General features: G+C 43.2%; 18 protein-coding genes. 16 read left to right on the top strand and 2 right to left on the bottom strand.

From position 1 onward, the window contains the following. Positions 1 to 98: 98 nt before the first annotated feature. From MH117_RS23935 to MH117_RS24010, 16 genes are all read left to right on the top strand, one after another. On the top strand, positions 99 to 1,394 hold the full coding sequence (locus MH117_RS23935) for a sugar ABC transporter substrate-binding protein (RefSeq protein ID WP_239333229.1): 1,296 nt from the start codon (positions 99 to 101) through the stop codon (positions 1,392 to 1,394). 50 nt (positions 1,395 to 1,444) lie between these two features. After that, complete coding sequence (locus MH117_RS23940) at positions 1,445 to 2,761, top strand: sugar ABC transporter permease (RefSeq protein ID WP_239333231.1); 1,317 nt, start codon at positions 1,445 to 1,447, stop codon at positions 2,759 to 2,761. Next, entirely contained in the window at positions 2,762 to 3,595 is an 834-nt protein-coding gene (locus MH117_RS23945; protein WP_239333233.1) for a sugar ABC transporter permease, read from the top strand. It abuts the gene before it with no gap. Between the two features lie 93 nt (positions 3,596 to 3,688). Beyond that, on the top strand, positions 3,689 to 5,425 hold the full coding sequence (locus MH117_RS23950; protein ID WP_239333235.1) for an alpha-glycosidase: 1,737 nt from the start codon (positions 3,689 to 3,691) through the stop codon (positions 5,423 to 5,425). Positions 5,426 to 5,508: 83 nt separating this feature from the next. After that, positions 5,509 to 6,426 carry a LacI family DNA-binding transcriptional regulator gene (locus MH117_RS23955; RefSeq protein ID WP_343224484.1) on the top strand — a complete coding sequence of 306 codons (918 nt, stop codon included), beginning with the start codon at positions 5,509 to 5,511 and terminating at the stop codon, positions 6,424 to 6,426. A 25-nt stretch (positions 6,427 to 6,451) separates the two neighbouring features. Continuing rightward, on the top strand, positions 6,452 to 7,804 hold the full coding sequence (locus MH117_RS23960; RefSeq protein ID WP_239333237.1) for an alpha/beta hydrolase: 1,353 nt from the start codon (positions 6,452 to 6,454) through the stop codon (positions 7,802 to 7,804). Beyond that, positions 7,794 to 9,137 carry an alpha/beta hydrolase gene (locus tag MH117_RS23965; RefSeq protein ID WP_239333239.1) on the top strand — a complete coding sequence of 448 codons (1,344 nt, stop codon included), beginning with the start codon at positions 7,794 to 7,796 and terminating at the stop codon, positions 9,135 to 9,137. Before MH117_RS23960 ends, MH117_RS23965 begins: the two co-directional genes overlap by 11 nt. 73 nt (positions 9,138 to 9,210) lie before the next feature. Further along, entirely contained in the window at positions 9,211 to 9,852 is a 642-nt protein-coding gene (locus MH117_RS23970) for a hypothetical protein (protein WP_239333241.1), read from the top strand. A 426-nt stretch (positions 9,853 to 10,278) separates the two neighbouring features. Next, positions 10,279 to 10,953, top strand: coding sequence for a response regulator transcription factor (locus MH117_RS23975; RefSeq protein ID WP_239333243.1), 675 nt, complete (start codon positions 10,279 to 10,281; stop codon positions 10,951 to 10,953). Continuing rightward, positions 10,950 to 12,320: a sensor histidine kinase gene (locus tag MH117_RS23980; RefSeq protein ID WP_239333245.1), complete on the top strand. Its 1,371-nt coding sequence runs from the start codon at positions 10,950 to 10,952 to the stop codon at positions 12,318 to 12,320. Before MH117_RS23975 ends, MH117_RS23980 begins: the two co-directional genes overlap by 4 nt. Positions 12,321 to 12,553: 233 nt before the next feature. Beyond that, positions 12,554 to 13,555, top strand: a complete 1,002-nt coding sequence (locus tag MH117_RS23985; protein ID WP_239333404.1) for an alpha/beta fold hydrolase — start codon at positions 12,554 to 12,556, stop codon at positions 13,553 to 13,555. A gap of 257 nt (positions 13,556 to 13,812) precedes the next feature. After that, a complete protein-coding gene (locus tag MH117_RS23990) occupies positions 13,813 to 14,793 on the top strand; it encodes an alpha/beta hydrolase (protein WP_239333247.1) in 981 nt (326 codons plus the stop codon). A 323-nt stretch (positions 14,794 to 15,116) separates the two neighbouring features. Continuing rightward, on the top strand, positions 15,117 to 16,097 hold the full coding sequence (locus tag MH117_RS23995; protein WP_239333249.1) for an alpha/beta fold hydrolase: 981 nt from the start codon (positions 15,117 to 15,119) through the stop codon (positions 16,095 to 16,097). A gap of 121 nt (positions 16,098 to 16,218) precedes the next feature. Further along, the gene (locus tag MH117_RS24000; RefSeq protein ID WP_239333251.1) at positions 16,219 to 18,342 is read left to right on the top strand and encodes a serine hydrolase domain-containing protein; all 2,124 of its coding nucleotides are present in this window, start codon (positions 16,219 to 16,221) and stop codon (positions 18,340 to 18,342) included. Positions 18,343 to 18,396: 54 nt separating this feature from the next. Next, positions 18,397 to 19,332: an alpha/beta hydrolase gene (locus MH117_RS24005; RefSeq protein WP_239333253.1), complete on the top strand. Its 936-nt coding sequence runs from the start codon at positions 18,397 to 18,399 to the stop codon at positions 19,330 to 19,332. Positions 19,333 to 19,536: 204 nt separating this feature from the next. Next, entirely contained in the window at positions 19,537 to 21,669 is a 2,133-nt protein-coding gene (locus tag MH117_RS24010; protein ID WP_239333255.1) for a serine hydrolase domain-containing protein, read from the top strand. Positions 21,670 to 21,890: 221 nt separating this feature from the next. Here the strand turns inward: MH117_RS24010 and MH117_RS24015 are convergent, their stop codons facing one another. Then, positions 21,891 to 23,492 (bottom strand): discoidin domain-containing protein, encoded by a 1,602-nt coding sequence (locus tag MH117_RS24015; RefSeq protein WP_239333257.1) that lies wholly within the window; start codon positions 23,490 to 23,492, stop codon positions 21,891 to 21,893. A gap of 345 nt (positions 23,493 to 23,837) precedes the next feature. Next, the gene (locus MH117_RS24020) at positions 23,838 to 25,910 is read right to left on the bottom strand and encodes a serine hydrolase domain-containing protein (RefSeq protein WP_239333259.1); all 2,073 of its coding nucleotides are present in this window, start codon (positions 25,908 to 25,910) and stop codon (positions 23,838 to 23,840) included. Between the last annotated feature and the right edge of the window lie 68 nt (positions 25,911 to 25,978).

Here is a 25,978-nt window from a genome sequence, read left to right on the forward strand (position 1 = left end):
ATTGACGACTTGTTTTAAAGGAGTTATCATATTAATGAAATTACTTAAACGTTTAAGTTAACTTAAGTCGAGTTGAATGAAGACTGGAGGGATAAGTCGTGTCAAAGCGTTTTATGATTTCCATGTGGGTGGCGTTAGTTAGTTGTATGCTTCTGCTTACAGCATGTGGGTCGCAGCAGACGGGCCAATCTGCTTCGCCAAAAGAAGAACATTCTGAACAGCAGCAAGGGCTGCAAACAGAGTTGAAGCCAGAAGAAGGCGCGGAATTACTTGTATGGGAGTCCAAGGGACCTGAGTTGGATTTTATGAAAGCGGTCGCAGTAAGCTTTGAACAAGAATATGGCGTAAAGGTGAAGGTGGAAGCCGTTCCTGCTATAGATGCCGTGACTAAGCTGACGACGGATGGGCCTGCTGGAATCGGAGCAGATGTTTTTGCAGCGCCGCATGATCACTTAGGTAATGCAGTCATGGCAGGGCTAGTCCTGCAAAATGACGTGTTAGACGACCCAGCAAAAAATCAATTTATGACCTCGGCTCTGGAAGGTGTTAGTTATGAAGGGGTATTGTACGGTTATCCAACCGCAATTGAGACCTATGCGTTGTATTATAATAAAAAATTGCTGCCAAAGGCACCTGGGACTTATGACGAGTTGATCCAATTTGCCAAGTCGTATAATGATCCTGCGAATAAGAAGTACGCCCTTATGTGGAATGTAGGACAGTTGTATCAATCTTACTCTTTCTTGGCGGGTTATGGCGGATATGTGTTCGGCAACGGGGGGACGAATGCGGCGGATATGGGGCTGAATAGCGCTCAGTCGGTTGCAGGAGCAAAGTATTTACAATCATTAAAGCAAATTTTGCCTATCAACGTTAACGATATCAACGATAATATCATTACCGGATTTTTCGTAGAAGGCAGCACGGCAGCTATCATTAATGGCCCATGGCTAATGAATGAGTTGACGAATGCAGGTGTCGATTATGCGGTGGCTCCGCTGCCGCTCTTGCCAAATGGGGAGCACCCGAAGAGCATGTCGGGTATCCGGGCTGTATATGTCAACTCGTATACCGAATATCCAGCAGCAGCAAAGCTGTTTGCACGTTATGTCACTTCACAGGAAAATGGCAAGAAGCGATTCGAAATGACAAGACAGCTGCCGGCCAGAAAAGATCTAATGGCCGAGCCTGCGATCGCGCAGGATGCTAATATTATGGCTTTCTTGGAGCAAGCGGAACATTCGACGCCTATGCCATCCATACCAGAAATGGGAACCGTATGGGTTCCAGCAGGTGCTGCATTAGCTGCTATCTGGAACGACAATCAGGAGCCAAGCATTGTGCTGGATAAGGCAGCAGCTCAGATCAAGACAGCGATTCAATCCAAGAAATAATCGGTCACATGAACGGGTAATCTCAAAATTCGACTAAGGCGGTCTTCCGTATGATGGCAACAACAGATGCTCGTCGGCATCGGACCATAGCTGCTATTTTCTCTGCGGTATTTATAGGTTTGGGTCAGTTGTACAATAGGCAATATATAAAGGGTTTGCTATTTATGACAGCGACTCAATTGTTCTTTTGGAATTATTATCCCATCGTTTATCAAGGAATTAAAGGGCTCATTACATTAGGGGATGTGCCTTCCAAAATTGTTGCTGGTAATGTCATAAAAGGGGACCACTCCATCTTTATGCTGATCCATGGCATCATTATGATCGTCTTGGTGTTGTTATTTGCAGGTTTCTATGCGCTGAATATATACGATGCTAAGAAGAATGGTGAGCTAAGAGATCAAGGAAAGGCGGTTCCTGGATTTCTAGTATCGGTAAGACAGGCTAAGTTCAGACACTTTCCGTACCTGCTGCTGCTGCCCTCTCTCTTTTTTGTTTTATTTGTGACGGTGCTGCCGCTTGTGTTTAATGTATTGATTGCTTTTACGAACTATTCAGCACCTCATCACATTCCAGACCGCAACTTGGTGGACTGGACGGGGCTGCGAACATTTTACGATTTGTTCGCGCAGGAGTCGTGGCGGACGACCTTCTTTGGTATATCCGTCTGGAATATCATCTGGGCGGTAGCGTCCACGCTGTCTGTATTTTTTAGCGGCCTTGTACTGGCATTAATGGTGAATCATCCTAGAATAAAGTTCAAAAGGTTTTGGCGAACAATATTTATTCTGCCGTGGGCGGTTCCGCAATTTATATCGATACTGGTGTTCCGCGTGCTGCTGAATGGTTCTTTTGGTCCCGTGAACGATATGCTGGTTAAATTGGGGATGTCGCCCGTGCCTTGGCTTTCGGACCCGACGATGGCCAAAGTCACCATTATAATTGTAAACTTGTGGTTCTCTACGCCGTTCCTAATGGCGTTAATGTCTGGTGTGTTAACGACACTTCCGCGTGACTTGTACGAAGCAGCTGCAGTGGATGGCGCCACTGGGACACAACGATTCACGAAACTTACACTGCCACTTGTACTAGCAGCGACAGCACCGATTTTAATTATGCAGTTTGCATTTAATTTTAACAATTTTAACTTGATTTATATGCTGACGGATGGCAGCCCGAATCATCCTGATTACTATTACGCGGGCAGTACGGATATTTTGATCTCGTGGATTTTTAAAATGACACTGAATCAAAGCCAGTTCAATATGGCTTCCGCTGTATCGATTATCATGTTTGTCTTTATTGCGGTCTTTTCCCTGTGGAATTATAGAAGGATGAAGACAACACGAGAAGAGGATAGGATCTAAATGTCAAAATTGCTGAACAATTTGGTCGTCATTGGCATATACGCGGTGTTTGCCGTGCTTCTGTTGACGACAATATATCCGTTGATTTGGGTGATCGGTACCTCTCTTCATCCGGGAAATACTTTAATGGTAAGCAGTATGTTTCCCAAGCAGCCAACGCTGGAGCATTATGTCGAGCTCATTCGAAATACTGATTTTGTACTGTGGTTCCGAAATACAGTAACGATTGCACTTGCAAATGCGGTTTTATCAACAGGTTTAGTGGCAGCTACAGCCTATGCTTTTTCCCGTTTTCGCTTTAAAGGCAGGCAGCAAGGTTTGATGGCGCTGCTTATCCTGCAAATGTTTCCTGGCTTCTTATCGATTATGGCAATCTTTGTCCTGCTGCTGCAAACGAAGCTGCTGGATACACACTTGGGCCTAATTTTAATTTATGCTGGCGGTTCTATCTCGATGGGGACTTGGGTGATGAAAGGTCATTTCGATACGATTCCGAAAAGTCTGGAAGAGGCAGCATACATTGACGGTGCAAGCCATATGGTCACACTGTTTAAAATTATTTTGCCATTGTCGCTGCCTGCTATTACCTTTGTCGCTTTAAACAGCTTTATAACGCCGTTTATGGACTTTATACTTCCTCAGATTGTGCTGAGGTCGTCCGATAAAATGACGTTGGCGCAGGGCTTGTACAATATGGTTGCGACAGAGACCAATTCCAGCTTTACGACGTTTGCCGCGGGTGCGGTACTAGTAGCGCTGCCGATCACGATCTTGTATATGTATTTCCAAAAATATCTCATCCATGGTATGACGGCAGGTGCGGATAAAGGCTAGCCATTACAAGACGAAATTTACCGTACTATTTAGGTCTCAATATGACGAGGCATATGTTTAATTATCTGGATTCAGGAAGGAGTAGGTCAGATCATGTTTCTCGAAGCGATCTATCATCGACCGGGACAGTCCTATTGTTACTCTTATGACGAACATACCATCCATATCCGACTGCGGACCAAGAAGAACGATCTGCACTCGGTTAGAGTACTTTATGGCGACAAGTACGATTGGGACAACACGGCAACCGTATCCGAACTTTATAAGCTGGCAAGCGATGAATGGTTTGATTACTGGCAAGCAGAAGTTGTTCCTCTGCATCTGCGGCTTCGGTATGCATTCCAGTTAACAGATGACGAGCAGTCGATTTGGTATACGGAAAAAGGCTTTGTGAAGGACAAGCCGCACAATCCGCTGACTTTTTTTGATTTCCCGTTTCTTTGGGCAAATGAGGTTCTTCAGCCACCTGCTTGGGTAAAAGATGCTGTGTTTTATCAAATATTCCCGGATCGATTTGCGAATGGTGACCCGTCAAATGATCCAGAGTCGGTTCGATCATGGGAAGCGTCCTCACCAGGTCCGCATGATTTTTATGGCGGCGACCTGAAAGGTGTACTAGAGCGACTCGACTACATTAGCGAGTTGGGCATCAACGCAATTTATTTTACACCTTTGTTTGAAGCGAAAACGAACCATAAGTATGATACCACTGATTATATGAAAGTAGATCCGCAGTTTGGCGATACCGAATTGTTAAAAAGTCTAGTAGAGGCTTGCCACAACCGTGGAATCCGAGTCATTTTGGATGCCGTATTTAATCATTGTGGCTATTGGTTCGCCCCTTTTCAGGATGTGCTTGAGCATGGGGAAGCATCGCGCTACCGGGATTGGTTTCATATTAAATCGTTTCCGCTGACACAAGCGCCGAGGCCTTCCTATCATTGCTTCGCTTTTGAATCACATATGCCGAAGCTGAATACAGTGCATCCGGATGTGAGGCAGTATTTACTGGATGTCGCTCAATATTGGATTCGTGAATGTGATATTGACGGCTGGCGTCTGGATGTCGCCAATGAGGTTGATCATGAATTCTGGCGCGAATTCCGTAAAACATGCAAGTCATTAAAGCCGGACTTTTATATTCTCGGGGAAATCTGGCATGATGCGATGCCATGGCTGCAAGGCGACCAGTTTGATGCGGTGATGAACTATCCGGTGACGGAAGCGGTCCTTGATTTTTATGCAAAAGACTCGATCAATGCGGAGCAGTTTGCCTATCAAGTGAACAAACTATTGGCTGATTATCCGCAGCAAGTAAACGAGGCCACCTTTACGATATTAGGCAGTCATGATACGCCTCGTCTGCTGACGATGGCTCGGGATGAGCGGAAGATGATGCTAGCTGTACTGTTCCAATTCAGCTTCTTGGGTGCGCCATGCATTTATTATGGCGATGAGGTTGGCATGACGGGAGGAGAAGACCCAGATTGCCGCAAGCCGATGGTATGGGATGCTTCACAGCAGAATCGTGAATTGTATGCATTTTATCATCAGCTTATCGCCCTGCGAACTTCAAAACGAGCACTACAAGCAGGTCGTTTCCGAATTGTATATGCAGATCAGCAGCAGTTGGTTGTAGAAAGGAAACACGGCAGTGAGCAGGTGTACATTTGCTTTAACAACAGCAAGGATGTCTCCACATTTACGGTTGCGGGTATGACGGTGGTATCGGGATTAAGCATGCTGTTGGGGAATGGGACATTCAAACAGGAGAGCGATCAGCTTATCATCAGCTTACCTGCTTACGGAGGGTGCATACTTCATAACTAACGTCGGTCTGATAGCAAAATTGACACGGAAAAGGCGGTATGCTTTAATTGGCTTAAACGTTTAAGTTTAAGTGAGGTCGGAGAATGATGAAGAAAACAACGATTAAAGATATCGCCCAAGCAGCAGGCGTGTCGATTGCAACCGTGTCTTATATTTTGAACGATGTAAAAACGCAGTCCATCTCGGACGAAACTCGAGTGAAAGTATTAAAAATTGCACAGCAGCTCAAGTATGTTACTAATCGTACTGCTCAATCTTTGAAGATCAAAAAGACAGGCCTTATTGGGATTTTGTGGTTTAAAGACAGTGAGCCAAGTCCATGGTCCGAGCTTAAATATGCCAAAACGATCAGCAAAATTGAACAACAGTGCAGTGCACTGGGCTACCACGTTATATTGATGCAGATAGACAGCTCGGAGCCGTCTTACAAAGTCATTATGGAACGTAATCTGGACGGCGTGTTTCTCATTAATGTGGATCAAGAAAGGTTTGCCACCATCACCCCTTATTTTGGGTTCGGCATTCCGGTCTTTGTAGTTGATAGTTATATTGAGGATTCGCTCTTTCACAAGGTAATGCCAGATGTTAAGGCAGGTTTTGAAGCTTCTATTGCTATGTTGGGTGAAGCACCACAATTTCTAATATTGGACGCATATAACAATAAGCAGTGGATGGACGTGATTAAGCATGTGTCCGGTTTGCCGGAAGAGAGGATACATGTATATAAGGATGCAAGTGGGATGCGGGCTTTCTTGGCCAAGCATGAGCATCGTCCTGGAATTGTGTTAAATGAGTTTATAGCCAATCAGGCAGCCGCATCACATGCGCGTTTCACTGCATGGTGCACGTGTCATTGTCCAGAAGTGCTGCGTGATGATATCAAGCGGGTATCGTTCCGTATGAGCGAGTATACGTCTATTGTGAACTTAATGAACAGTTATATTGATGACGCGGAATATAGAAACGAGGAGAAATTTATCATATTGTCTGTCTCCTCGTAATTATACGGTATGAGGAGAATGCCCAGTGGGTTCAGCACGTTTAATAGAGATTAAACAGTATTATTCCACTATTTTAAACAATACAAGAGATATGTTTGTTTATTTGCCGGCTGGCTATGATCAGGAAGAGCAGCGGCGCTATCCTGTCCTCTATATGCATGATGGACAGCATGTGTTTTTTGCAGATCACAAGGGAGAGTCCTGGGATGTGCATCAGACGGTTGATCGTTTAGTAGCCGAAGGAAAGATGAAAGAGATCATCGTGGTTGCCATTGCTCACGTGGAAGATGCGCGAATTGCGGAATATATGCATGCGAACCCAGACGGGCACAATGTGTTCCACACGGCTAACCAAGGAGAACTCTACGAGCAGTTTCTGGTGCAGGAAGTGAAGCCTTACATGGATCGAGAGTACCGAACTTTAACAGGCAAGGAGCATACCGCCTTAATGGGATCATCTGCAGGCGGGTTAGTGTCCTATAACATAGGTTTCCGTCAATCGGAAACCTTTGGCATGATCGGTGCGTTATGTCCTTTCTTTGTTAGTGTTGAGCCGAACAAGATGGAAGAAAGATGGCTGAGCCGAGTGTATACGGAGAAGAAGGATCTTAAAATATGGATCGACGTTGGAGATGCGGAAGGCTTTACCGTCATGGAACAGCATGTGCGTCATGTGGTGGATGTTCTCGTTCAGATCGGTTATGAGCCGGGCAAAGACCTTATGTATTACTATGCAGTAGGCTCTGGTCATTCGCAGAAAGACTGGGCGGCAAGGGTGCATGCGCCGCTTCTCTATTTTTTTGGAGACATCGGCAAGCCAGTGGATGTTGATCTGCACGGACCTGAGGTGATAGGCATTCAAGGGCCCCAACGGGCGTTGAATCCAATTGTTCGTTTTGATAGCGGCTTTATGATGACGGATATTGACGCTGTCTATGAGGTAGCTGATACGGAGCTGTTGGCAGTAGCAGCGGATGGAATGTTAACTCCGTGTCAGTCTGGGCAGACAAGTGTTACGTATGTTCGTCAGCAGCTGCGAGCCAGTAAGGATATGACCGTGGTTCCGTATGTGTCAGATACGGCGAAGGTTGACATCTATGTAAAAGTACCAGCGTACACGCCGCGTACGGATTGTCTTTATGCAGGCATTGAATTGCCAATGATAGATGAAGGGCTCTATGGTGGCAGCTTTGAGGTGCCAAGAGAGATGTCGTTTGAATTTAGAATTTCGCGAGGCTTAGGCAAGCATGAAACAGACCGCAATGGCCACGAGGTTCCTTACCGTCAGTTTACTGTGACGGATGGACTGGAATTACATTATGAAGTGGAGCATTGGGTGGATTTAATTGCAAGAAAAGGTGATGACAATGAAGCATAGCTCAAGCATTTTACGAAATGAAGGATTCTACTCTGATGTTTTGGATAATATGCGTGATCTTGTGGTGTATCTGCCTCCCAGCTATCAGATTGACCTGAACAGGCGATATCCGGTGTTATATGTACACGACGGACAAAATATTTTTCACCCCGCGTTTAACGGGTATTCATGGAACATTCATACGACTGCCGACCAGTTGATTAAGGAGCGGATCATCGAGGATATTATTGTGGTTGGCGTCCCTAACATGGGGATGGAACGGGCTGATGAATTCACGCATGATCTGGAGGGAGTTTGTTATCAAGACGATAAAGTGCCGATTCAACCACGGGGCGAACTGTATGAGCGGTTTATCATTGAAGAAGTAATGCCATTTATGGATGCCGTATTCCGCACAAAAACAGGGCCGGAACATACAGCCTTGATGGGTTCTTCAAGAGGTGGACAAGTAACGTATCATATCGGCATGCGCCGTCCTGACGTATTTGGGATGCTCGGAATCGTTTCTCCTTATTTCTATTGTGTAGATCCACAGACACAGAACGAAGTGCCTATGTATCATACGTTTACCGCCAAGCAGCCCGTGTCTAAAATATGGATTGATCTTGGCAGTCGTGAAGGACTGCTGGTGAGAGAGAAGCATGTACGTGAAGTGACCGAGAAACTGCTTCAATTAGGGTACAGCCCAGACGATGAGCTCGTTTATTTGTATGAACCGGGAGCAGCACATGTGGAGCGGGATTGGGCGGCCAGAGTGTCAGCGCCGCTGATTCATTTCTTTGGCGACAGGGGAGAGGCATGCGCATTAAAGTTGAATAGCGGTGAGGAAATGGAGGAGGTTGGGTTGATCGGTCCTTCCTGCCGATTGAATCCAATCGTTGAGTATGATTCGGGCTTTAGGATGACTGTATTAAGAGCATTCTATCGTATCGAAGATGAACGTATTGCACAGGTTCGAGAGGATGGGACTGTCATTCCTTTGCAGTTAGGAGAGACAAAGGTGACAGTTCAATATGGGGACCTGGAAGCTGCTGTTACGCTGCGTGTTGTAGCAGAGATACCATCCAATGTCCAGTTGGAACTCATCGTTCATGCACCTCTAAATACGCCGGATGGCGTCAAGCTCTATGCTTGGTTTCCGCTCGTACAACATCCAGAAACCGATACGTATACGAATCAACTGCAAATTCCGATGTATTCGGAGTGGGTATTTCAAGTAAGCCGTGAGGATGGAAAGGTAGAGGTAGATGCAGCGGGGAATAAGGTGGAACGTCACTATAAAGCGCTGGCAGATGCGAAGCTCCATATTCATGTAGAGCAATGGTCTTCGTAATGTAGGAGTACTAACACCGTAATAGAGAGATAACGTGGAAGAGGATAGGGACTAGTGGAAAGGAGAGGACAAGATGAGTAAACTGGTTGTTGGCATTTTATGCAGCACGATGGTCTTTACAGGAATTGCGTTGGCAGCCGCACACAACACGTCTGACGCAGAGCGGGGAGCTTTTGACGGGCGGGATGTCGTTCGGGTTATGTATGACAAGCCGATATCTATAGAGGGTAGCATAGAGCTCCCCGAAGGGAAGCTAAAGAACCCAGATCATAGGCCTTCTACACCAAATAGAGACAATCAGGATCAGCAGCGCTCTGCTTTTCAAACATTGCCGATTACTCAAACCAACAAAGGTGTTGAAGTGACGGTACAAGCTGTTCGATTAACGAAGGATCATACCGACTTTGAAATTACGGTTAACAACAAAACGGACAAAGAAGAAGTTAAGCTTTACTTGGCTGGTACGAAGGCTGGGGCCAACCATGGAATCAAGGGCAAAACCTATGAGACGGTCGTGGCTGCTTCTCACAATCCTGATTTTAAAGATGCTGTGATTAAGCCTGGTAAAGAACGGCACGGCTGGTTATATAACAAAGCGCTCACAGATAAAGACGTGCAAAATTTAACATTACGGTTATCCGTCCATGGGAAAGAGGGAAAGAGAGAATTTCTATTCAAAGTGGACTGTAAGGACCTGAAGTTCCGTACGCTTTGATTGGGAAATGCCTGTATGTAAACGTAAACTTAATAAAGGATACGTAGTCCATCATATTTGTGCATATCGCGGAATAGGATAGATCATACGCCTTTTATGTGCTACCCGAGAAGGGGCATGAGTGAAAAGTTTAACTTTTTGCTTATGCCTTTTTGTTTTGGCGTGGCTTTGTACGGGCTGTATGCACTCCGGCGGGGAGGATGCACTGCTTCTTCTGCCCCCCATTTGTTAGCGGTATCGATTTAGATTTGGCAAACCAGCCTATGCATCAGGAAATGAAGTCGATTATCTTGGACCAAAGTTTGCTGTAGACGGAAATATGGGGACAGGTGTATCGGGTCCCCCACGTTATTCTGCGTTTCAAATTCATTTATAGTATAATGATTGCAACTGTATGGGATGGAAAACAGGGAAAAGAGGGAACAGATGCCTACTATACTTGTTGCTGACGACGATGCGAACATTCGCGAACTTGTCTGCTTATTTCTACGCAACGACGGATTCGCAACAGTCGAAGCCGCGGACGGCAAGGAAGCACTAGCCGTCTACGCCGCGACGCATGTCGACCTTGTTGTGCTCGATATAATGATGCCGATTATGGATGGTTGGACGTTATGCAAGGAGCTCCGTAAAGCCAATCCAGATCTTCCGTTACTTATGCTGACTGCGAGAGGCGAAACATGGGAGAAAGTGAAAGGTTTTGAGTTGGGGACCGATGATTATCTGACGAAGCCATTCGATCCCTTGGAGTTGACGGTGCGTGTTCGAGCATTAATGAAACGATACCGGATTGGCTCCACACAGACGATCCAGTTCGGCAACGTCACGCTTGATCGACAGACCTATAAGGTGATGAGAGGGACGGAGTCGCTTACGCTGCCGCTCAAGGAGTTTGAATTGCTGTATAAGCTTGCTGGAACACCTGGACAAGTCTATACACGCGAGCAGTTGATCGATCAGATTTGGGGGATCGATTACGCCGGAGATGATCGAACGGTAGACGTACATATTAAACGCCTGCGTGAAAGGTTTGCAACTACAACCGATTTTCGTATTGAGACGGTGCGTGGGCTTGGGTACCGGCTTGAGGTTTACGAATGATCAAATCCTTATATATACGTGTTGTCCTGACATTTTTAGTGTCCGTTATCGCGGGCACGATCATTTCCTTTTTTGTGTCTACTTTGATGTTTGAAGAAAAATTAAACGAAAACGCACAAATCAACATTCGTAACTTTGGCCAAGACATTGTCCGGATTTACAAGACTCTTCCGTTAAGTGAAGCGGAAACGTTCGTAAGCGGAATGAAGCAGCTCGATTCCTATCATATTCGGATTTACGAAGCAACAGGTCAGTTCCAGTCGTACGGAAGAGTTAACGAACACAAACCTGCCACTGTGACGAAGGAGCAATTAAAGAAAGTAATAGATGGAGGCGTTGTTCAAGACAATCCGAAAGGTATTGGCAAGGTTCTTTTAGGACTGCCGTTGAAAACGGAACTGGGAACAAAAGCGATGTTCTTGGAAATGCTCGCCCCCCCTTCCACCTCCTTTGTCACCATGTGGGCATCGATCTTTGCTACTTGTTCGTTGATTGCAGGAAGCTTAATCATTCTGGTGGCCTCCATATTTTTAGTAAGACCGATCAAAAAGCTGACAAAGGCGACCAAGCGTATAGCTGCTGGGGATTTCAACGTCAAGCTGAATATTAAGCAAACGGGTGAACTGGGTACTTTGGCTCGCAGCTTCGAAGAGATGATGCATGATTTGCAGCAATTGGAGCAGATGCGCAGGGAATTCGTAACGAATGTGTCGCATGAGGTTCAGTCTCCGCTCACCTCGATATCCGGTTATGCGCTCGCACTCAAGCAAGTAGACCTGGCAGACCAAGAGCGAAGCCGTTATCTTGATATTATCATCGCTGAAGCGAAGCGTATGTCCAAGATGAGCGACAGCCTGCTCAAGCTGAGCTTGCTTGAAGCGCAGTCACAGCAGCTTCGTTTGGCCACACTTAGCCTTGATGAACAGATCAGACGGGTAATCGTCGCGCTCCAGCCGCAATGGTCTGCTCGCGACATCCGTTTCGAGCTCAATTTGAAGGCAATTCGTCTAACGGCAGATCATGATTTATTAAACCAGGTATGGACGAACATAATCGGCAATAGCATCAAATTCTCGGTGGATGGGGGCATTATTGATGTCAGCATCAAACAAGAGGCCAAAAATGTGACCGTCTCCATATCCGATACAGGCATAGGTATTTCCTTGGAGGATCAGAAACGGATATTCGAACGGTTTTTTAAGGCAGATCGTTCACATAGTCGTAAGTATGGCGGCAGCGGTATGGGACTTGCCATCGTTAAACAGATTATATCGCTTCATCAAGGCGACATCCGAGTGCAAAGTGAACCTGGTCAAGGAACGACCTTCATTGTCACCTTGCCAATCATTACACCAACAGAAAGTTAGATTCATAGGGTATCCATCGGATTGACTAGACCACGTTCTTCATGCTGCAGCCCACATGCAAGTTTCCTTGTATGTAGGCTGCAGCATTTTTTCTCTTGTTCATATTCAGTTCATATTGTCGTCATGGGGAGTACATCTCTATTGTATATGCTTGCTTAACGGTCAGTTAAGGCAGCCCGATACAGAAATAACGACAGGAGAAGATGAGAGTGAACATAGGCGAGGGAAAGAGAATGGACTTGGATACAACAACAGGTAAAAAGCCAGCTAGGAAGATGAAAAAATGGCTTAGCATTTTACTAAAAGTGTTAGCAGGATTAGGTATAGCAATCGTACTTTTTTTGGCCATTGTGTTTATCGTAAATATAATCAGTAACAAATCAGAAGAAGGAAAAATAAAACCCTATGGTCAGTTTGTAACCGTTGATGGGAAAAATATGAATGTATTAATCCAAGGACAAGGCGAAGAAACAGTCGTGCTGATACCAGGTTTGGGAACAGGAACACCAGCACTCGATTTTAAGCCGCTAGTAGAACAGTTATCACCATTTTACAAGGTCGCAGTGATTGAACCTTTTGGTTATGGATTAAGTGATGGAACCGAAAAAGAACGAAGCATTGAAAATATTGTAAGTGAAATTCATGAAGCTTTACAGAGCCTTAAAATTGACCGATATATTTTAATGGCTCACTCTATTTCGGGCATTTACGGACTAGATTATGTGAACAAATATGAACACGAAGTGAGTGCATTTGTCGGGATTGATAGCAGTGCTCCCAAGCAATACGGTGATAAGGTTGTTGAATCTCCAATATCAAATACAACAATTACGCTGCTCAAAAAATCAGGTTTAGCCAGATTAATAATGAAACTAAGTGCTGACCCATATGCTAAAATACCAGTTGATGATGAAACAAAAGAACAAATGAGAATTCTTTCTTTCAAAAACTTCAGAAATCCCACCATTGTGAATGAAATAGAAAGTAGGTCTTCTAATTTTAAGGCAACTGAAAATTTAACATTCCCAAAAAACCTGCCTGTTATATTCTTTTTACAACCGGATAGTACAGGAATTGAAGGATGGTCAAAACTACATGAAGAGCAAGTAAAAGATTCTGTACTTGGAAAAGTGATGGCATTTGAAGGAACCCATTATTTACACCATACCAGATCAAAAGAAATCGTTGAAAATTTTAGAACGTTTATGGAAGAAGTAAAAAAGACAAGTAGATGAATTTTAAAATGAAAGCTTGTTTGTAACTATTTGATGTAACAACATGCTGTCATTCGTTTTATCTTAACAAGGTCCTCGTATTATCCATGCTGCGGCATCATGTGCAAGCTTCCTTGCATGTCATGTCGTAGCATTTTTTGATCGTTCATATTCAGTTCATATTGTCGTCATGAGGAGTACATCTTTGTTGGTTAAACTTTCATTAGTCGCACCGTTAAGGTAACTGAATAAACAGATCAGGACAGGAGTAGATGAGAGTGACACAAACAGAGGAAAAGAAAATGGGGAATGGAACGAAATTTAAGAAAGTGCGCAGCATTTTACTTAAAATCATAGCAGCAATCGTTATCGTTATTGTTCTTTTTCTAGGGATTGTATACATCATGAATGTGATAAGTACGAATTCGGAGAAAAAACAAATAGAGCCCTATGGTCAGCATGTATCTGTAGACGGGAAAAATATGAACGTGCTCATTCAAGGAACAGGCGAAGAAACGATCGTGCTTCTGCCTGGTTTTGGAACAGCTACACCAATACTTGATTTTAAACTGCTTATCGATGAGTTGTCTCCATTTTACAAAGTTGTCGCGGTTGAGCCCTTCGGTTATGGGTTAAGTGATGAAACGGAAAAAGAGCGAACTACTGAGAATATCGTAGGTGAAGTTCATGAAGCGCTGCAGCAGCTTAATATTAACCGATATATACTTATGGGCCACTCCATTGCAGGCATTTACGGCATTGATTATGTGAGCAAATATCGAGATGAGGTAACTGCATTTGTCGGAATCGACAGCAGTGTTCCAACACAACCAGGTATGGATGTCAAATTCCCATTAAAAAAATTAGAACTTCTCAAAAAATCAGGTCTCTTACGATTTGCTCTTCAATTCAGTGCTGACCCCTATAAAGGTCTGGCATTCGATGAAAAAACCGTAGAGCAAATGAATTTGATCACGAAACAAGTGAGTAACAATGACACAATGTTGAATGAAATGGATCATATTGGATCTAATTTTAAAGGTGCTCAAGGCTTAACATTCCCGAAAGACATTCCACTTCTTCTCTTTGTACAATCAAATAATGAAGCGAGAAAAGAATGGGTACCTTTGCATGAGGAACAGGCCAAAGAATCGGCATATGGAAAAATAATCACCATGGTGGGATCGCATTATTTGCACCACACTCAATTCAAAGAAATTGCGGAGAATGTTAGAGCATATATGAAAGAAGTAAAGTAAGTGTACGGAGAAAGACACAGCCACGACTTAGCAGATGTCCAATAAGTAATAGGGGAAACCGCCCGTCGGGGCGGTTTTTCATTGTGTGGTTGTACCCTATAAGATGTTATCACATGGTAGGACTGGATTGGCTAAGCACTTGCATGTTTTATATTAGGGCAGGCCTGTGCAAGCTTCATTGCATACGACGAAGTGGCATTTATTTTCTGGTTCATATTCGGTTCATATTGACGTCACGGGGAGTCCATCTTCACTCGTTACACTTTCATACGTGGGGCTTTAAGCTTGGTTGAAAAAACAGATCAGGACAGGAGTAGATACGAATGGTACAACAAGTGGGTATGAAAACGAGGAATCGAACGAGAACCAATAAAGTACGAAACATCTTTTTAATAGTCATTGGAGCAATCATAATAGCCATCGCACTTTTTCTAGCCATTGTGTATACAGTTAATCTTATATGTAATCAATCGGAATTAAAAAGATTAGAACCCTATGGTCAGCACGTAGCTGTAGACGGGAAAAATATGAATGTTCTAATTCAAGGAACAGGTGAAGAAACCGTGGTGCTCCTACCTGGTCTTGGAACAGCAGCACCCGCACTGGACTTTAAACCGATAATCGAAGAGCTATCACCCTTCTACAAAGTCGTCGTCGTTGAGCCTTTTGGTTATGGGTTAAGTGATCTAACCGAAAAGGAGCGAACCACAGAGAATATCGTCCGTGAAATTCACGAAGCGTTACAGGGTCTTAACATTAAACGTTATATACTCATGGGCCACTCCATTTCAGGCGTTTATGGACTCGAATATGTGAATAAATATGAAAACGAGGTAAGTGCATTTGTCGGGCTCGATAGCAGCGTTCCCACGCTAACGGAAAAGGTTGAATCTTCACAATTAGAAATGGCTAAACTGTTCAAAAAATCAGGTCTCTCCAGATTGACCATAAAATTGGGGAAAGACCTTTTGGCTGAACTGCCCTATGATGATAAAACGAAAGAACAAATGAGAATCCTTATGCACAAAAACATATTTAATTCCAACCTTTTAAATGAAATTGAACATATGTATTCTAATTTTAAAGCAGCTGAAAGCGTCTCATTCCCGAAAAATCTTCCCGTTATTTTCTTTGTCCAAGCGAATCATCCCGTTACGGATCAATGGATACCGGAGCATGAAGCGCAATTAAAAAATTCTGTACATGGAAAAATGATGCTGTTTGAAGCAGATCATTACATCCATCGTACCAAAGCCAAAGAAATTACAGAGAATTTGAGAGAATTTATGAAAGAAATAAATTAAGTTATCTTGTTCATACTCCATTCATATTGTCGTCATGGGGAGTACATCTTCGTTGTATAGACTAGGTTTAATGGCTAGTTTAAAGTAGCCATTAAACCGATGAAGGCAGGAGAAGATGCGCATGAAACGAAGTGAGGTAATGAACAAGAGAGTGGGTACGAGAATAGCTAAAAAACGAACTTCAATTGCTGCTTTTACGCTGATACTAACCATGTTAGCTCCGATGTCAGCAATGGCCGCTCCGGCTACGAGTAGCAGCACTCTTACCTATGATGCAACAAAGAAAATAGCTGCTGAGAAAGCCAAAATACTAACCGAAACTTACGGTACTACGAGTCTGCAATATGCACTTATTGATAAAGGAGAGATTGTGGTCTCCGGGCAGGCTGGCAAAAACGACATAAAAGGAAATGTACCACTTACTTCCGATACGGTGTATGGTATAGGCTCAACTAGCAAAATGGTACTTACAGCGTCTGTTATGAAACTTGTTGATGAGGGCAAAGTCGATTTGGATGTTCCACTTGTGAACTACATACATGACTTTAAGATGAAAGATATTCGTTACAAGCAGATTACACCACGCATGCTGTTGAATCATTCCTCTGGTCTGCTCGGTACCTCGGGCCATAATGCTACATTATATGGGGATAATGATACTTACTCACATGATACTTTTTTAGAGCAATTGGCGACTCAAAACTTAAAGGCAGATCCAGGAGCATACTCCGTATATTGTAACGATGGTTTTACGCTGGCTGAGATTCTGGTAGAGCGAGTTAGCGGCATGGGCTTTACTGCATTCATTCACAAATATGTTACTGAGCCTCTGGGCATGGACCATACCAAAACACCACAGGATTTTTTGGATCCATCGAAAATGGCTGGGATCTATTCCCCTCTGTATAAGGGACAGCTTCCAAAAGAAAATTATAACATCATTGCTACTGGAGGCATCTACTCTACAGCTGAAGATCTCGTCAAATTCTCGCAAATCTTCACGGGTCAGGTCGATGGGATTCTTTCTAGCAAGTCAGTAGAAGTTATGGCCCAAGAAGAATTTAAAAGAGGCATGTGGTCAGAAGATAGCGATACATCTATTTCTTACGGGTTAGGGTGGGATAGTGTGAACTTGTTCCCATTTAACGAATACGGCATCAAGGCGGTTACAAAGGGGGGAGATACCATATCGTATCACTCATCATTAGTGGTGCTTCCGGATTACAACATGGCTGCAGCGGTTACCTCTTCAGGTGGTTCAAGCGCAACTGATCAACTTATTGCGAGTGAACTGCTGCTCAGCGCACTTCAGGAGAAGGATCTTATTAAAGAACGGAAGCCGGAGAAGTCATATGGCGTACCTATAAAGGCAGATATGCCAAAGGAAACGTCCCAGTATGCAGGTATTTATAGTGGTGGTTCAGGTAAGCTAATGAAGGTGGAACTGAATGCTGCCGAACAATTGTCGGTAACCACACTTACCTCTCCAAACAGCCCTGATCAAAAGTATACGTATACGGCTGATGGTTCTTTTGTAAACGATAAAGGCACAGAAAAATTGAAATTTGTTGTGGAGAAAAATGGGCGCGCCTATTTGTGGTCCCGTTCCTATTTATCTGTACCGGGGCTTGGACAGTTAGCTTTCTCAGAATATAAGGCAGAGAAACTTGAAGTGAGTGAATTATCTCAGGAGATTAACGCTTCATGGGAAAAGCGTGAAGGCCAAAAATATTACTTGATGAATGAGAAATATACATCAACGTTCTATCTTAATGTTACACCAATCATACCTATTCATTTCCTAAAAGAGGTTCCGGGCTTTGTCTCGAATCATAAAATTATTGGAGCAAACGAAGCGGTTAACCAACTGCAAATCCCTGGCATGGCAGGTCGTGACACGAAGGAAATCAATTTCTTTACTAAGAATGGATTAGAGTATTTTACGGCAGGAGGGAGCATATACGCTGGTGAGGAGCTTGTAAAACCGCTCCATACGGGTACTCAATCGTCGACAACGATCCAAGCGGACGGCTATGCCAGATGGTATTCAGTGCCTGCGGCTGCCAAAGGAAAGGTTATGGCAGTTACAATGCCTTCAAATGGCGCCTTTGCTGTCTATAATCAGGCTGGTATTTGTGTGAACCATACTGTTGTCAGCGGTAATAATCAGGTCGTATTACCGGAGAATGGTAGCATTGTATTTGCAGGTGAGATTGGCTCCAAATTTGAGATTACATTGAAATAATAAATTTGGGCTTGTCTACGATGCAGTTACATAAGGCCATTTGAAAGGTAGAAAATGATGAAAAAAGTATTTATCATGATGCTCAAAATATTAGCAGTCATCGTTATCGTTATAACACTATTTATTGCCATTGTTTATATCGTTAATATCGTCAACAACAAATCGGAGCAAGGAAAAATAAAATCCTATGGTCAGTCTGTAGCTGTTGATGGGAAAAATATGAATGTTTTGATTCAAGGAAAAGGCGAAGAAACTGTGGTGCTGCTACCAGGGTATGGAACAGCAGCACCAGCGCTTGATTTTGAACCGCTAGTGAAAGAGTTATCTCCTTATTACAAGGTTGTCGTCGTCGAGCCTTTTGGATATGGGCTAAGTGATGTAACGGAAAAGGAACGAACCATAGAAAATATGGTAGATGAAATTCATGAAGCATTGAAGAGTCTAGACATCGACCGATATATTCTAATGGGTCACTCAATTGCGGGCATTTATGGCTTGGATTATGTGAACAAATATCCAAACGAGGTGAGTGCATTTGTCGGGATCGATAGCAGTGTTCCAACGCAAGGCGGTACGGAAGATCCATTTCCATCAGGAGCATATAAACTGCTCAAAAAATCAGGTTTTTCCCGGTTGTTCATGAAACTGAGCTCCGACCAAATGGTTGTACCAATCGTAGATGATGAAACTAGAGAACAAATCAGAATCCTTACGCTCAAAAACATGTTTAATCCGAACGTACTAAGTGAAGGCGAACATTTTAGCCCTAATTTCAAAGCTGCTGAAAACTTGACCTTCCCGAAAAATCTGCCAGTTATTTTCTTTTTACAAGCGAATGATACCGAAACAAAAGGTTGGATACCACTGCACGAAAAGCAAATCAAAGATTCTGTACATGGAAAAGTGATGACATTCGAAGGTGGACATTATTTACACCATACCAGATCCAAGGAAATCGTCCAAAACTTTAGGAAGTTTATGAAAGAATAATATGCGCATAAGGAATAAAAAACCGTCATATTTGACGGTTTTTTTGTTTGTCATAGCGAGCCTGCCAGAGATTCATAGGTATGCCGTATTATTTTTGCTTGTTCATACTCCGTTCATAATGGCGTCACGAAGAGTACATCTTCATTGGATAAAATTTCTTTAACGGTCCGTTAAAGTAGCCCAATCCACAGAAGATGACAGGAGATGATAAAGGTGAAACCAAGAGAAATAACAAATATGAGTATAGGTACGAGAACAGGTAGAAAACGAATTTCAATCGTCGCTTTAACCCTCGTGTTAACGATGCTTGCTCCAATGTCTGCAATGGCCGCAACGGCCACTAATAACAGCGCTAAACTTCCTTTTGATGCGTCTAAAAAAGTAGCTGTTGAGAAAGCCAAGGTACTTATAGAATCTTACGGTACGACAAGTCTTCAATATGCGCTCATCGCTGATGGAGAGATTGTCATTTCAGGACATGCTGGGAAAAATGACATAAAGGACAATACACCACTCACTTCAAATACGATTTATGGCATAGGTTCTACGAGCAAAATGGTGCTCACAGCGGCTGTAATGAAGCTTGTAGACGATGGAAAGATAGATTTAGATGAACCTGTTGTGAAATATATAACTGATTTTAGAATGAAAGATGACCGTTACAAACAAATAACACCACGTATGCTGCTAAATCATTCTTCTGGTCTTCAAGGAACTACGTCAAATAACATTTTTTTACACGACGATAATGATACTTATGCACACGATACTTTGTTAGAGCAACTGGCGACTCAAAACTTAAAGGCAGATCCAGGAGCGTACTCGGTATATTGTAACGATGGATTTACGTTAGCCGAGATTCTAGTAGAGCGAGTTAGTGGCATGGGATTTACGGCATTTATACACAAGTATTTGACAGGACCTCTGGAAATGAACCATACAAAAACACCGCAGGACCTCGTGGATCCAACACAACAGGCCGGGATCTATTTTCCTGCCTATAAGGGACAGATTCCAAGAGAGAGTACGAACACAATTGCGTCGGGTGGCATTTCTTCAACAGCTGAGGATCTCGTTAAATTCTCACAAATATTCACGGGACAGGTTGATCATATTCTTTCTAGTAAGTCGGTAGAAGCTATGGCACAAGATGAGTACAAAAGAGGCATGTGGCCGCAGGAAGCTGATCCGTCCCTCGTCGCATACGGGCTAGGTTGGGATAGTGTGCGCTTGTTCCCATTTAACGAATACGGCATTAAGGCACTTTCGAAAGGAGGAGATACGGTATCCTACCATTCATCATTAGTAGTGCTCCCAGAATACAACATGGCTGCAGCCGTCGTCTCTTCAGGTGGTCAAAGCATACTAGATCAAATGTTAGCAAATGAAGTACTGCTTAGTGCACTTCAAGAAAAGGGTGTTATTCATGAGCGGAAACAAGAAAAGCTGCATAACTTATCTATAAAAGCAGACATGCCCCAGGAATTATCTCAGCACGCGGGTATTTATGGTGGCGTGTCAGGTGCCCTAACGAAGGTAGAAATAAACCCATCGGGCGATTTGTCTGTAACCACAGTGAAAGCTCCGAATAATCCTGCCCAAACGTATACGTATAAGGCAGACGGTTCTTTTGTGAACGATAAAGGCACAGAAAAAATAAAATTTGTTGTTGAGAAAAATGGGCGTACCTACTTGTGGTCCAGCTTATATATAACTTTACCAGGGCTTTCACAGACGGCTTTAATAGAGTATAAAGCTGAGAAGCTCGAAGCTAATGTATTATCAAAAGACGTAGCTGCCGCATGGGAGAAACGTGAAGGTAAAACATTTTATGTGGTAAATGAGAAATATACATCGATGCTCTATACTAAATCTGCACCAACTGTAACCATTGATATGGGTGTTCCAGGGTATTTCTTAACGAATAAAATTATTGGGGCAGACAAAGCCGTGAATGGGCTGCAAGTTCCTGGCTCAGCTGGCCGAGATACGATGGATATCAATTTCTTTAAGAAAGATGGATCAGAGTATGTTACGGCAGCGGGTTATGTATACACTAATGAAGATCATTTCAAATCGCTTTATTCTGGGAAGGAATCTACAACAACGATCAAAGACGACGGCTATGCCAAATGGTATTCCGTGTCTGCAGCTTCCATAGGAAAAACCATGACGGTTAAGATGCCTAAGAATAGCTCCTTTGCTGTCTATGATCAAGCAGGAATTTGCATCAACAACACTGTGGTTAGCGGTAAGGATCAAGTCATATTACCGGAGAATGGTAAGATCGTTTTTGCAGGAGAAGTTGGCTCTAAATTTGAGATTTCATTAAAATAATAAATATGGACTTATCTAAGAGGCTGTCTCATAAGGTCTTTGTTGACCTTATGAGACAGCACTTTTTTTGTACGGCCGCAGAGGGGAGTTTAGCGGAAGATCGATATCCCAAACATCAACGCTGGTTTCTAAATATTAAACGCCAATTGGATGAGAGAATCCAATTGGCGTTTTGTGTTTCATTTCTATTTATAAAATGTGAATATTACTATTCAATCTTGTTAATTGTTAGTAAGAGATTGTTGATACTGAGACCAGAGCGTATTTACACCAATACCTGTGATCGATTGAATTTGATTCTCTTTCCATACCAGAATTTCATTAGGCTGCAGGCCGTATGGAATCATACTTGTTGCATTTAATGCTCGAATGAAACCACGGTGCTTCGTATCCTCAATCCAGCGAATGAAGTTTGCTGTTCCATTGCTGTGCCAAGTTCCACCAGCGCCGACACCATAGCGATTATGGTAACCTGCTGCATAACGTAAACTATCAGCCACAGCTTCCACATCAAAGTTGCTATATTGATAAGCATGACCCAATTCATGGTAAAGCATGCCTATAATTTCGTCGCGTACAGAATTGTTGGGATTAGAAGCAACGTTTGCAAGATGTTGTGAGCTGATGCCTAACGTCTTCAGTTCACTATCACCCGATATCCAGGCTGCTCCAGGAACGTTCTCAATTTTCACTAAGATCTTCTTTACTCTAAGCGGCATATCTAACGGATTTTTGTAGAAGATTTCATTTACTTTACGAAGGATAGCTGTGATATCTTTCTCGGCGTTTGGCATAGCTTCTTCAAACAATGTGCTCCCTGAGAGGTTCTGAATTTCGATGATTGGGTTTTCGGTATGCCACATGTCATTGATGCGAGAAAATTCGACTTCACTCAATTGCACAGTGTAACCGCTGTGATTTTGAATATTGTTGAGCTTATAATATCGGTAGGATGTCGTGTTGTTATTTAAGAGGTAATGTTTGCGTTGATGTCTAAGGTTGAAGTTCTCATTGCTTTTCGTATCTAAGGTTGTCCAGTTGACAGTGTCATTTGATCCCTGCAGCACCCAGCTTTTTGGATCACCATCGGCACTATTGTTATTCGATTTGGCAGATGTGAGCGCGTAACCATCGATCGTTACTTGCTCGCCGAAGTCGAACTGCAACCATGCCTTATTGTTATAAGCTAGCCACTTGGTCGTGCTTGTCCCATCAACAAGGTTCGCTTTCGTATCGGATGGAGCATTTTCTTCGCTGGCTGTAACCGTAGGTTTAATCGTTCTTACCGTCTGCTGCTCATCACCGAACAGTTTAATTTCAGACAACTGCAGCAGTTGGCCATTTTCGTATTGATTAACAAATGAATCGAACTTTACAAATTTATAAGCTGTCGTATTGGCAAATGAGTAGGTTTTTGTTTGGTGTCGAGAAGTAAAGGATTGATTCTGCTGTGTATCCAAATCCGTCCAGGTAATCCCGTCGTTAGATCCTTTTAGGATCCAGCTTTTTGGATCTCTTCCAGGCTCATCTTCTGCGGATGTAAAAGAGTAGGATTTAACGCTCTTTGCAGAGGGGAATTCATATTGCAGCCATGCTGGGGAATTAAATGTTAACCACTTTGAAAATATATACTGGTCGAATGCTTTATTCTTCCCTTGATCTGTTCCATTCTCTCCACTTGCTGATACCGTTCCGCCTACAGCCAAATTTATTGGAATAGTGGTAGTAGTGGCTTCGGCTGCCTCAGTTGTAGGAATAAATACATTGCTGTGGACACCTAATCCTATTGCGACAGCTAGGAGTGTAGCTCCCAATTTTTTCATGTTGTCCCCTCGTCTTTCCATTAAGTGTAGTGTTAATACCGATAATTGAGAGTAAGCTCTAAGCTCCTTTCTTAAAATAAATTTGATAATTATGTAAAAGGATAGCATGAATAACCGAGTAATCACAGCTATTTAAATGTGATTATTTTGTAAACAAATTGAACAGAATCAAACACATGAAGCTAAGTTCTATATTATATGTAAATTGAAATATATGCTAAACCATTACGAATTGTATGCGTTTCTAAATGGTGAAAAAAAGACTCGAGAGCTTACGCTCCGAGTCTTTTAAATGTTAAGAAGTTTGTTGCTTGGCCAATCTGATCAACAATTCAACTTGCGTGCTTATTTCAAGGTGAGCTTGATTTGAACGCCAATGTCGCCAGCAAATACAATGGAGCCTTTTGCCGGCAGTTCGATCACTGCTGTCTTGATTTCTCCTAGAGCGTATCTGACAGATGTTCCTTTCTCGTCAAATACGGCAACGGAGCTGTGTGTTGGCAAAGTGACGGTCAGCTTCTTGCTTGCAGCCGCTTCTGGAATGGAGAACCATCTAGCGTAGCCATTAGGTTGTATCGTAACAGTTGACTGTTTACCCAAGTATATCGGCTTGATGGCATCTTCAGATACAGCCAACATGCCTGCGGAATCCAAATACTCGATGCCATCCTTGGTAATAAAGTTGTACTCCATCGTATCCCGGCTGCCCATTCCTGGAATGTTTAGTTGATTGCTGGCCGAAACCGCACTTGTGATCATCTTATCATCCACATATCCTGGAAGTCCGGCAACCTTATTAATCTTCACCCCGTCGGTGAGCAGATAAAAGATCGAAGTGTATTTCTCACTTACAGGGTAATATTTCTTGCCTTCGCGTGCTTTCCAAGCAGCAGCTATTTCTGTGGAAATGTCATTAGCAGCAAGCTTCTCCATAGAAAAATGCGATAAGGCCACTTGCCCAAGGTTAGGAATTTCTTGATACATTTGCGACAATATATAGGTTCTTCCGTTTTCCTTTGTCACGAAGTTCACTTTTGTGTGACCATCTTCAGTGATAAAAGCTCCGTCAGCTGTGTATACGAATTTCTGATCAGGCAATTCCGGTGTCGTGACAGCGGAGAGAGTCATTTCCCCATTTTCTTTCATGGCCACTTTCATTACTTGACTGGTAGCCCCATAATAACCTGCATGTTTTAGTACGTCTGCTGGTATCGATGCCTTGACAGGTTTGCCAAAAGATTTGGCAGGCTGGAACTCTTTAATTGTACCTTTTTCCTTTAACGTCTGGAGCAGCATTTCGTTGGCCAATAATGTATTTATTGTGCTGGAACCACTTGAAGATAGTACGGCTGCTGCCATGTTGTGCTCAGGAAGAACCACAAGAGAAGCATGGTACAAAATCGTGTCGCCGCCTTTGTTAACGGCTTTAATGCCATAGTTGCTAAACGGGTAGAGCTTCACGCTGTCCCAGCCTAATCCATAGTTAATGATGCTGTCCTTATCATCGGGCCATAGTCCTTTTTTGTACTCTTCCTGCTGCATGGCCTTAGCTGATTGGTCAGATAAGATGCCCTTTCCTTGTCCGGTAAATAATTGAGAGAAGCGGGCGAGGTCCTCTGCAGTGGAATAAATTCCGCCAGTGCCAAGCACGTTAACTGATTCAACTGGCAATTGGCCTTTGTGAGCGGGATGATACAAGGCTGCAAACTTGGCAGCCTCCACCTTATCTATCGGTGTATTGGTATGTTTCATTCCAAGAGGGGATGTCACATGTTTGTGCAAATAAGTTGTGAAGTCTAGGCCGCTGACTTTTTCAACAAGAATTTCGGATAACGTAAATCCATCATTGCAGTACACGGAGTATGCGCCAGGATCGGCTTTTAACGATTGTTCTTGCAAATTTTCTAAAAGTGTATCATGAGCATGAGTGTCATTGTCTCCTAATAAGAAGGCATTGGGAAATGTGGAGCCACGCAGACCGGAGGAATGATTCAGCAGCATACGTGGTGTAATTTTTTTGTAACGCTCATCCTTCATTTTGAATTCTGGGAGGTATTGCACCAAGGGCTTGTCGAGATCTATTTTACCTTCTTCAACTAACTTCATAACGGCTACCGTGGCAAACATTTTGCTCGTTGAGCCTATGCCGTACATCGTTTCATTGGTCAACGGTATTATCTTGCCCTCATCATTGAGACCTGTTTGACCGGATACCACAATATTGCCGTTATCAATGAGTGCGTACTGTACGCTTACCGTGCCCATTGCTTTCACTAGCAACTCTGCTTTTTCAGCAGCTAGCTGTTGAATGCTTTGATAGTTCACTGTCGTAGCAGCAGATTCCGCCATGACTCCTGCGGGGAGCAGCATGGTGAATGTAAGTACGACTGCCAATATCCATGATAGTCTTCTTTTCATTTATATACCTCCTTTTGATAGATACATAAGTTAATACGAATGAGGTTTCTAATCAGTTCATTCATCAC

It is taken from the genome of Paenibacillus sp. ACRRX, from assembly GCF_022346885.1.
Classification (GTDB): Bacteria; Bacillota; Bacilli; order Paenibacillales; family Paenibacillaceae; genus Paenibacillus_B.

Excerpts from the sequence above, each read along its gene's own strand:
- MH117_RS23940 (WP_239333231.1), top strand. The coding sequence starts at position 1,445 with ATGATGGCAACAACAGATGCTCGTCGGCATCGGACCATAGCTGCTATT.
- MH117_RS23945 (WP_239333233.1), top strand. The coding sequence starts at position 2,762 with ATGTCAAAATTGCTGAACAATTTGGTCGTCATTGGCATATACGCGGTG.
- MH117_RS23950 (WP_239333235.1), top strand. The coding sequence starts at position 3,689 with ATGTTTCTCGAAGCGATCTATCATCGACCGGGACAGTCCTATTGTTAC.
- MH117_RS23955 (WP_343224484.1), top strand. The coding sequence starts at position 5,509 with ATGATGAAGAAAACAACGATTAAAGATATCGCCCAAGCAGCAGGCGTG.
- MH117_RS23965 (WP_239333239.1), top strand. The coding sequence starts at position 7,794 with ATGAAGCATAGCTCAAGCATTTTACGAAATGAAGGATTCTACTCTGAT.
- MH117_RS23970 (WP_239333241.1), top strand. The coding sequence starts at position 9,211 with ATGAGTAAACTGGTTGTTGGCATTTTATGCAGCACGATGGTCTTTACA.
- MH117_RS23975 (WP_239333243.1), top strand. The coding sequence starts at position 10,279 with ATGCCTACTATACTTGTTGCTGACGACGATGCGAACATTCGCGAACTT.
- MH117_RS23980 (WP_239333245.1), top strand. The coding sequence starts at position 10,950 with ATGATCAAATCCTTATATATACGTGTTGTCCTGACATTTTTAGTGTCC.
- MH117_RS23985 (WP_239333404.1), top strand. The coding sequence starts at position 12,554 with ATGGACTTGGATACAACAACAGGTAAAAAGCCAGCTAGGAAGATGAAA.
- MH117_RS23995 (WP_239333249.1), top strand. The coding sequence starts at position 15,117 with ATGGTACAACAAGTGGGTATGAAAACGAGGAATCGAACGAGAACCAAT.
- MH117_RS24000 (WP_239333251.1), top strand. The coding sequence starts at position 16,219 with ATGAAACGAAGTGAGGTAATGAACAAGAGAGTGGGTACGAGAATAGCT.
- MH117_RS24005 (WP_239333253.1), top strand. The coding sequence starts at position 18,397 with ATGATGAAAAAAGTATTTATCATGATGCTCAAAATATTAGCAGTCATC.
- MH117_RS24010 (WP_239333255.1), top strand. The coding sequence starts at position 19,537 with ATGATAAAGGTGAAACCAAGAGAAATAACAAATATGAGTATAGGTACG.
- MH117_RS24015 (WP_239333257.1), bottom strand. The coding sequence starts at position 23,492 with ATGAAAAAATTGGGAGCTACACTCCTAGCTGTCGCAATAGGATTAGGT.
- MH117_RS24020 (WP_239333259.1), bottom strand. The coding sequence starts at position 25,910 with ATGAAAAGAAGACTATCATGGATATTGGCAGTCGTACTTACATTCACC.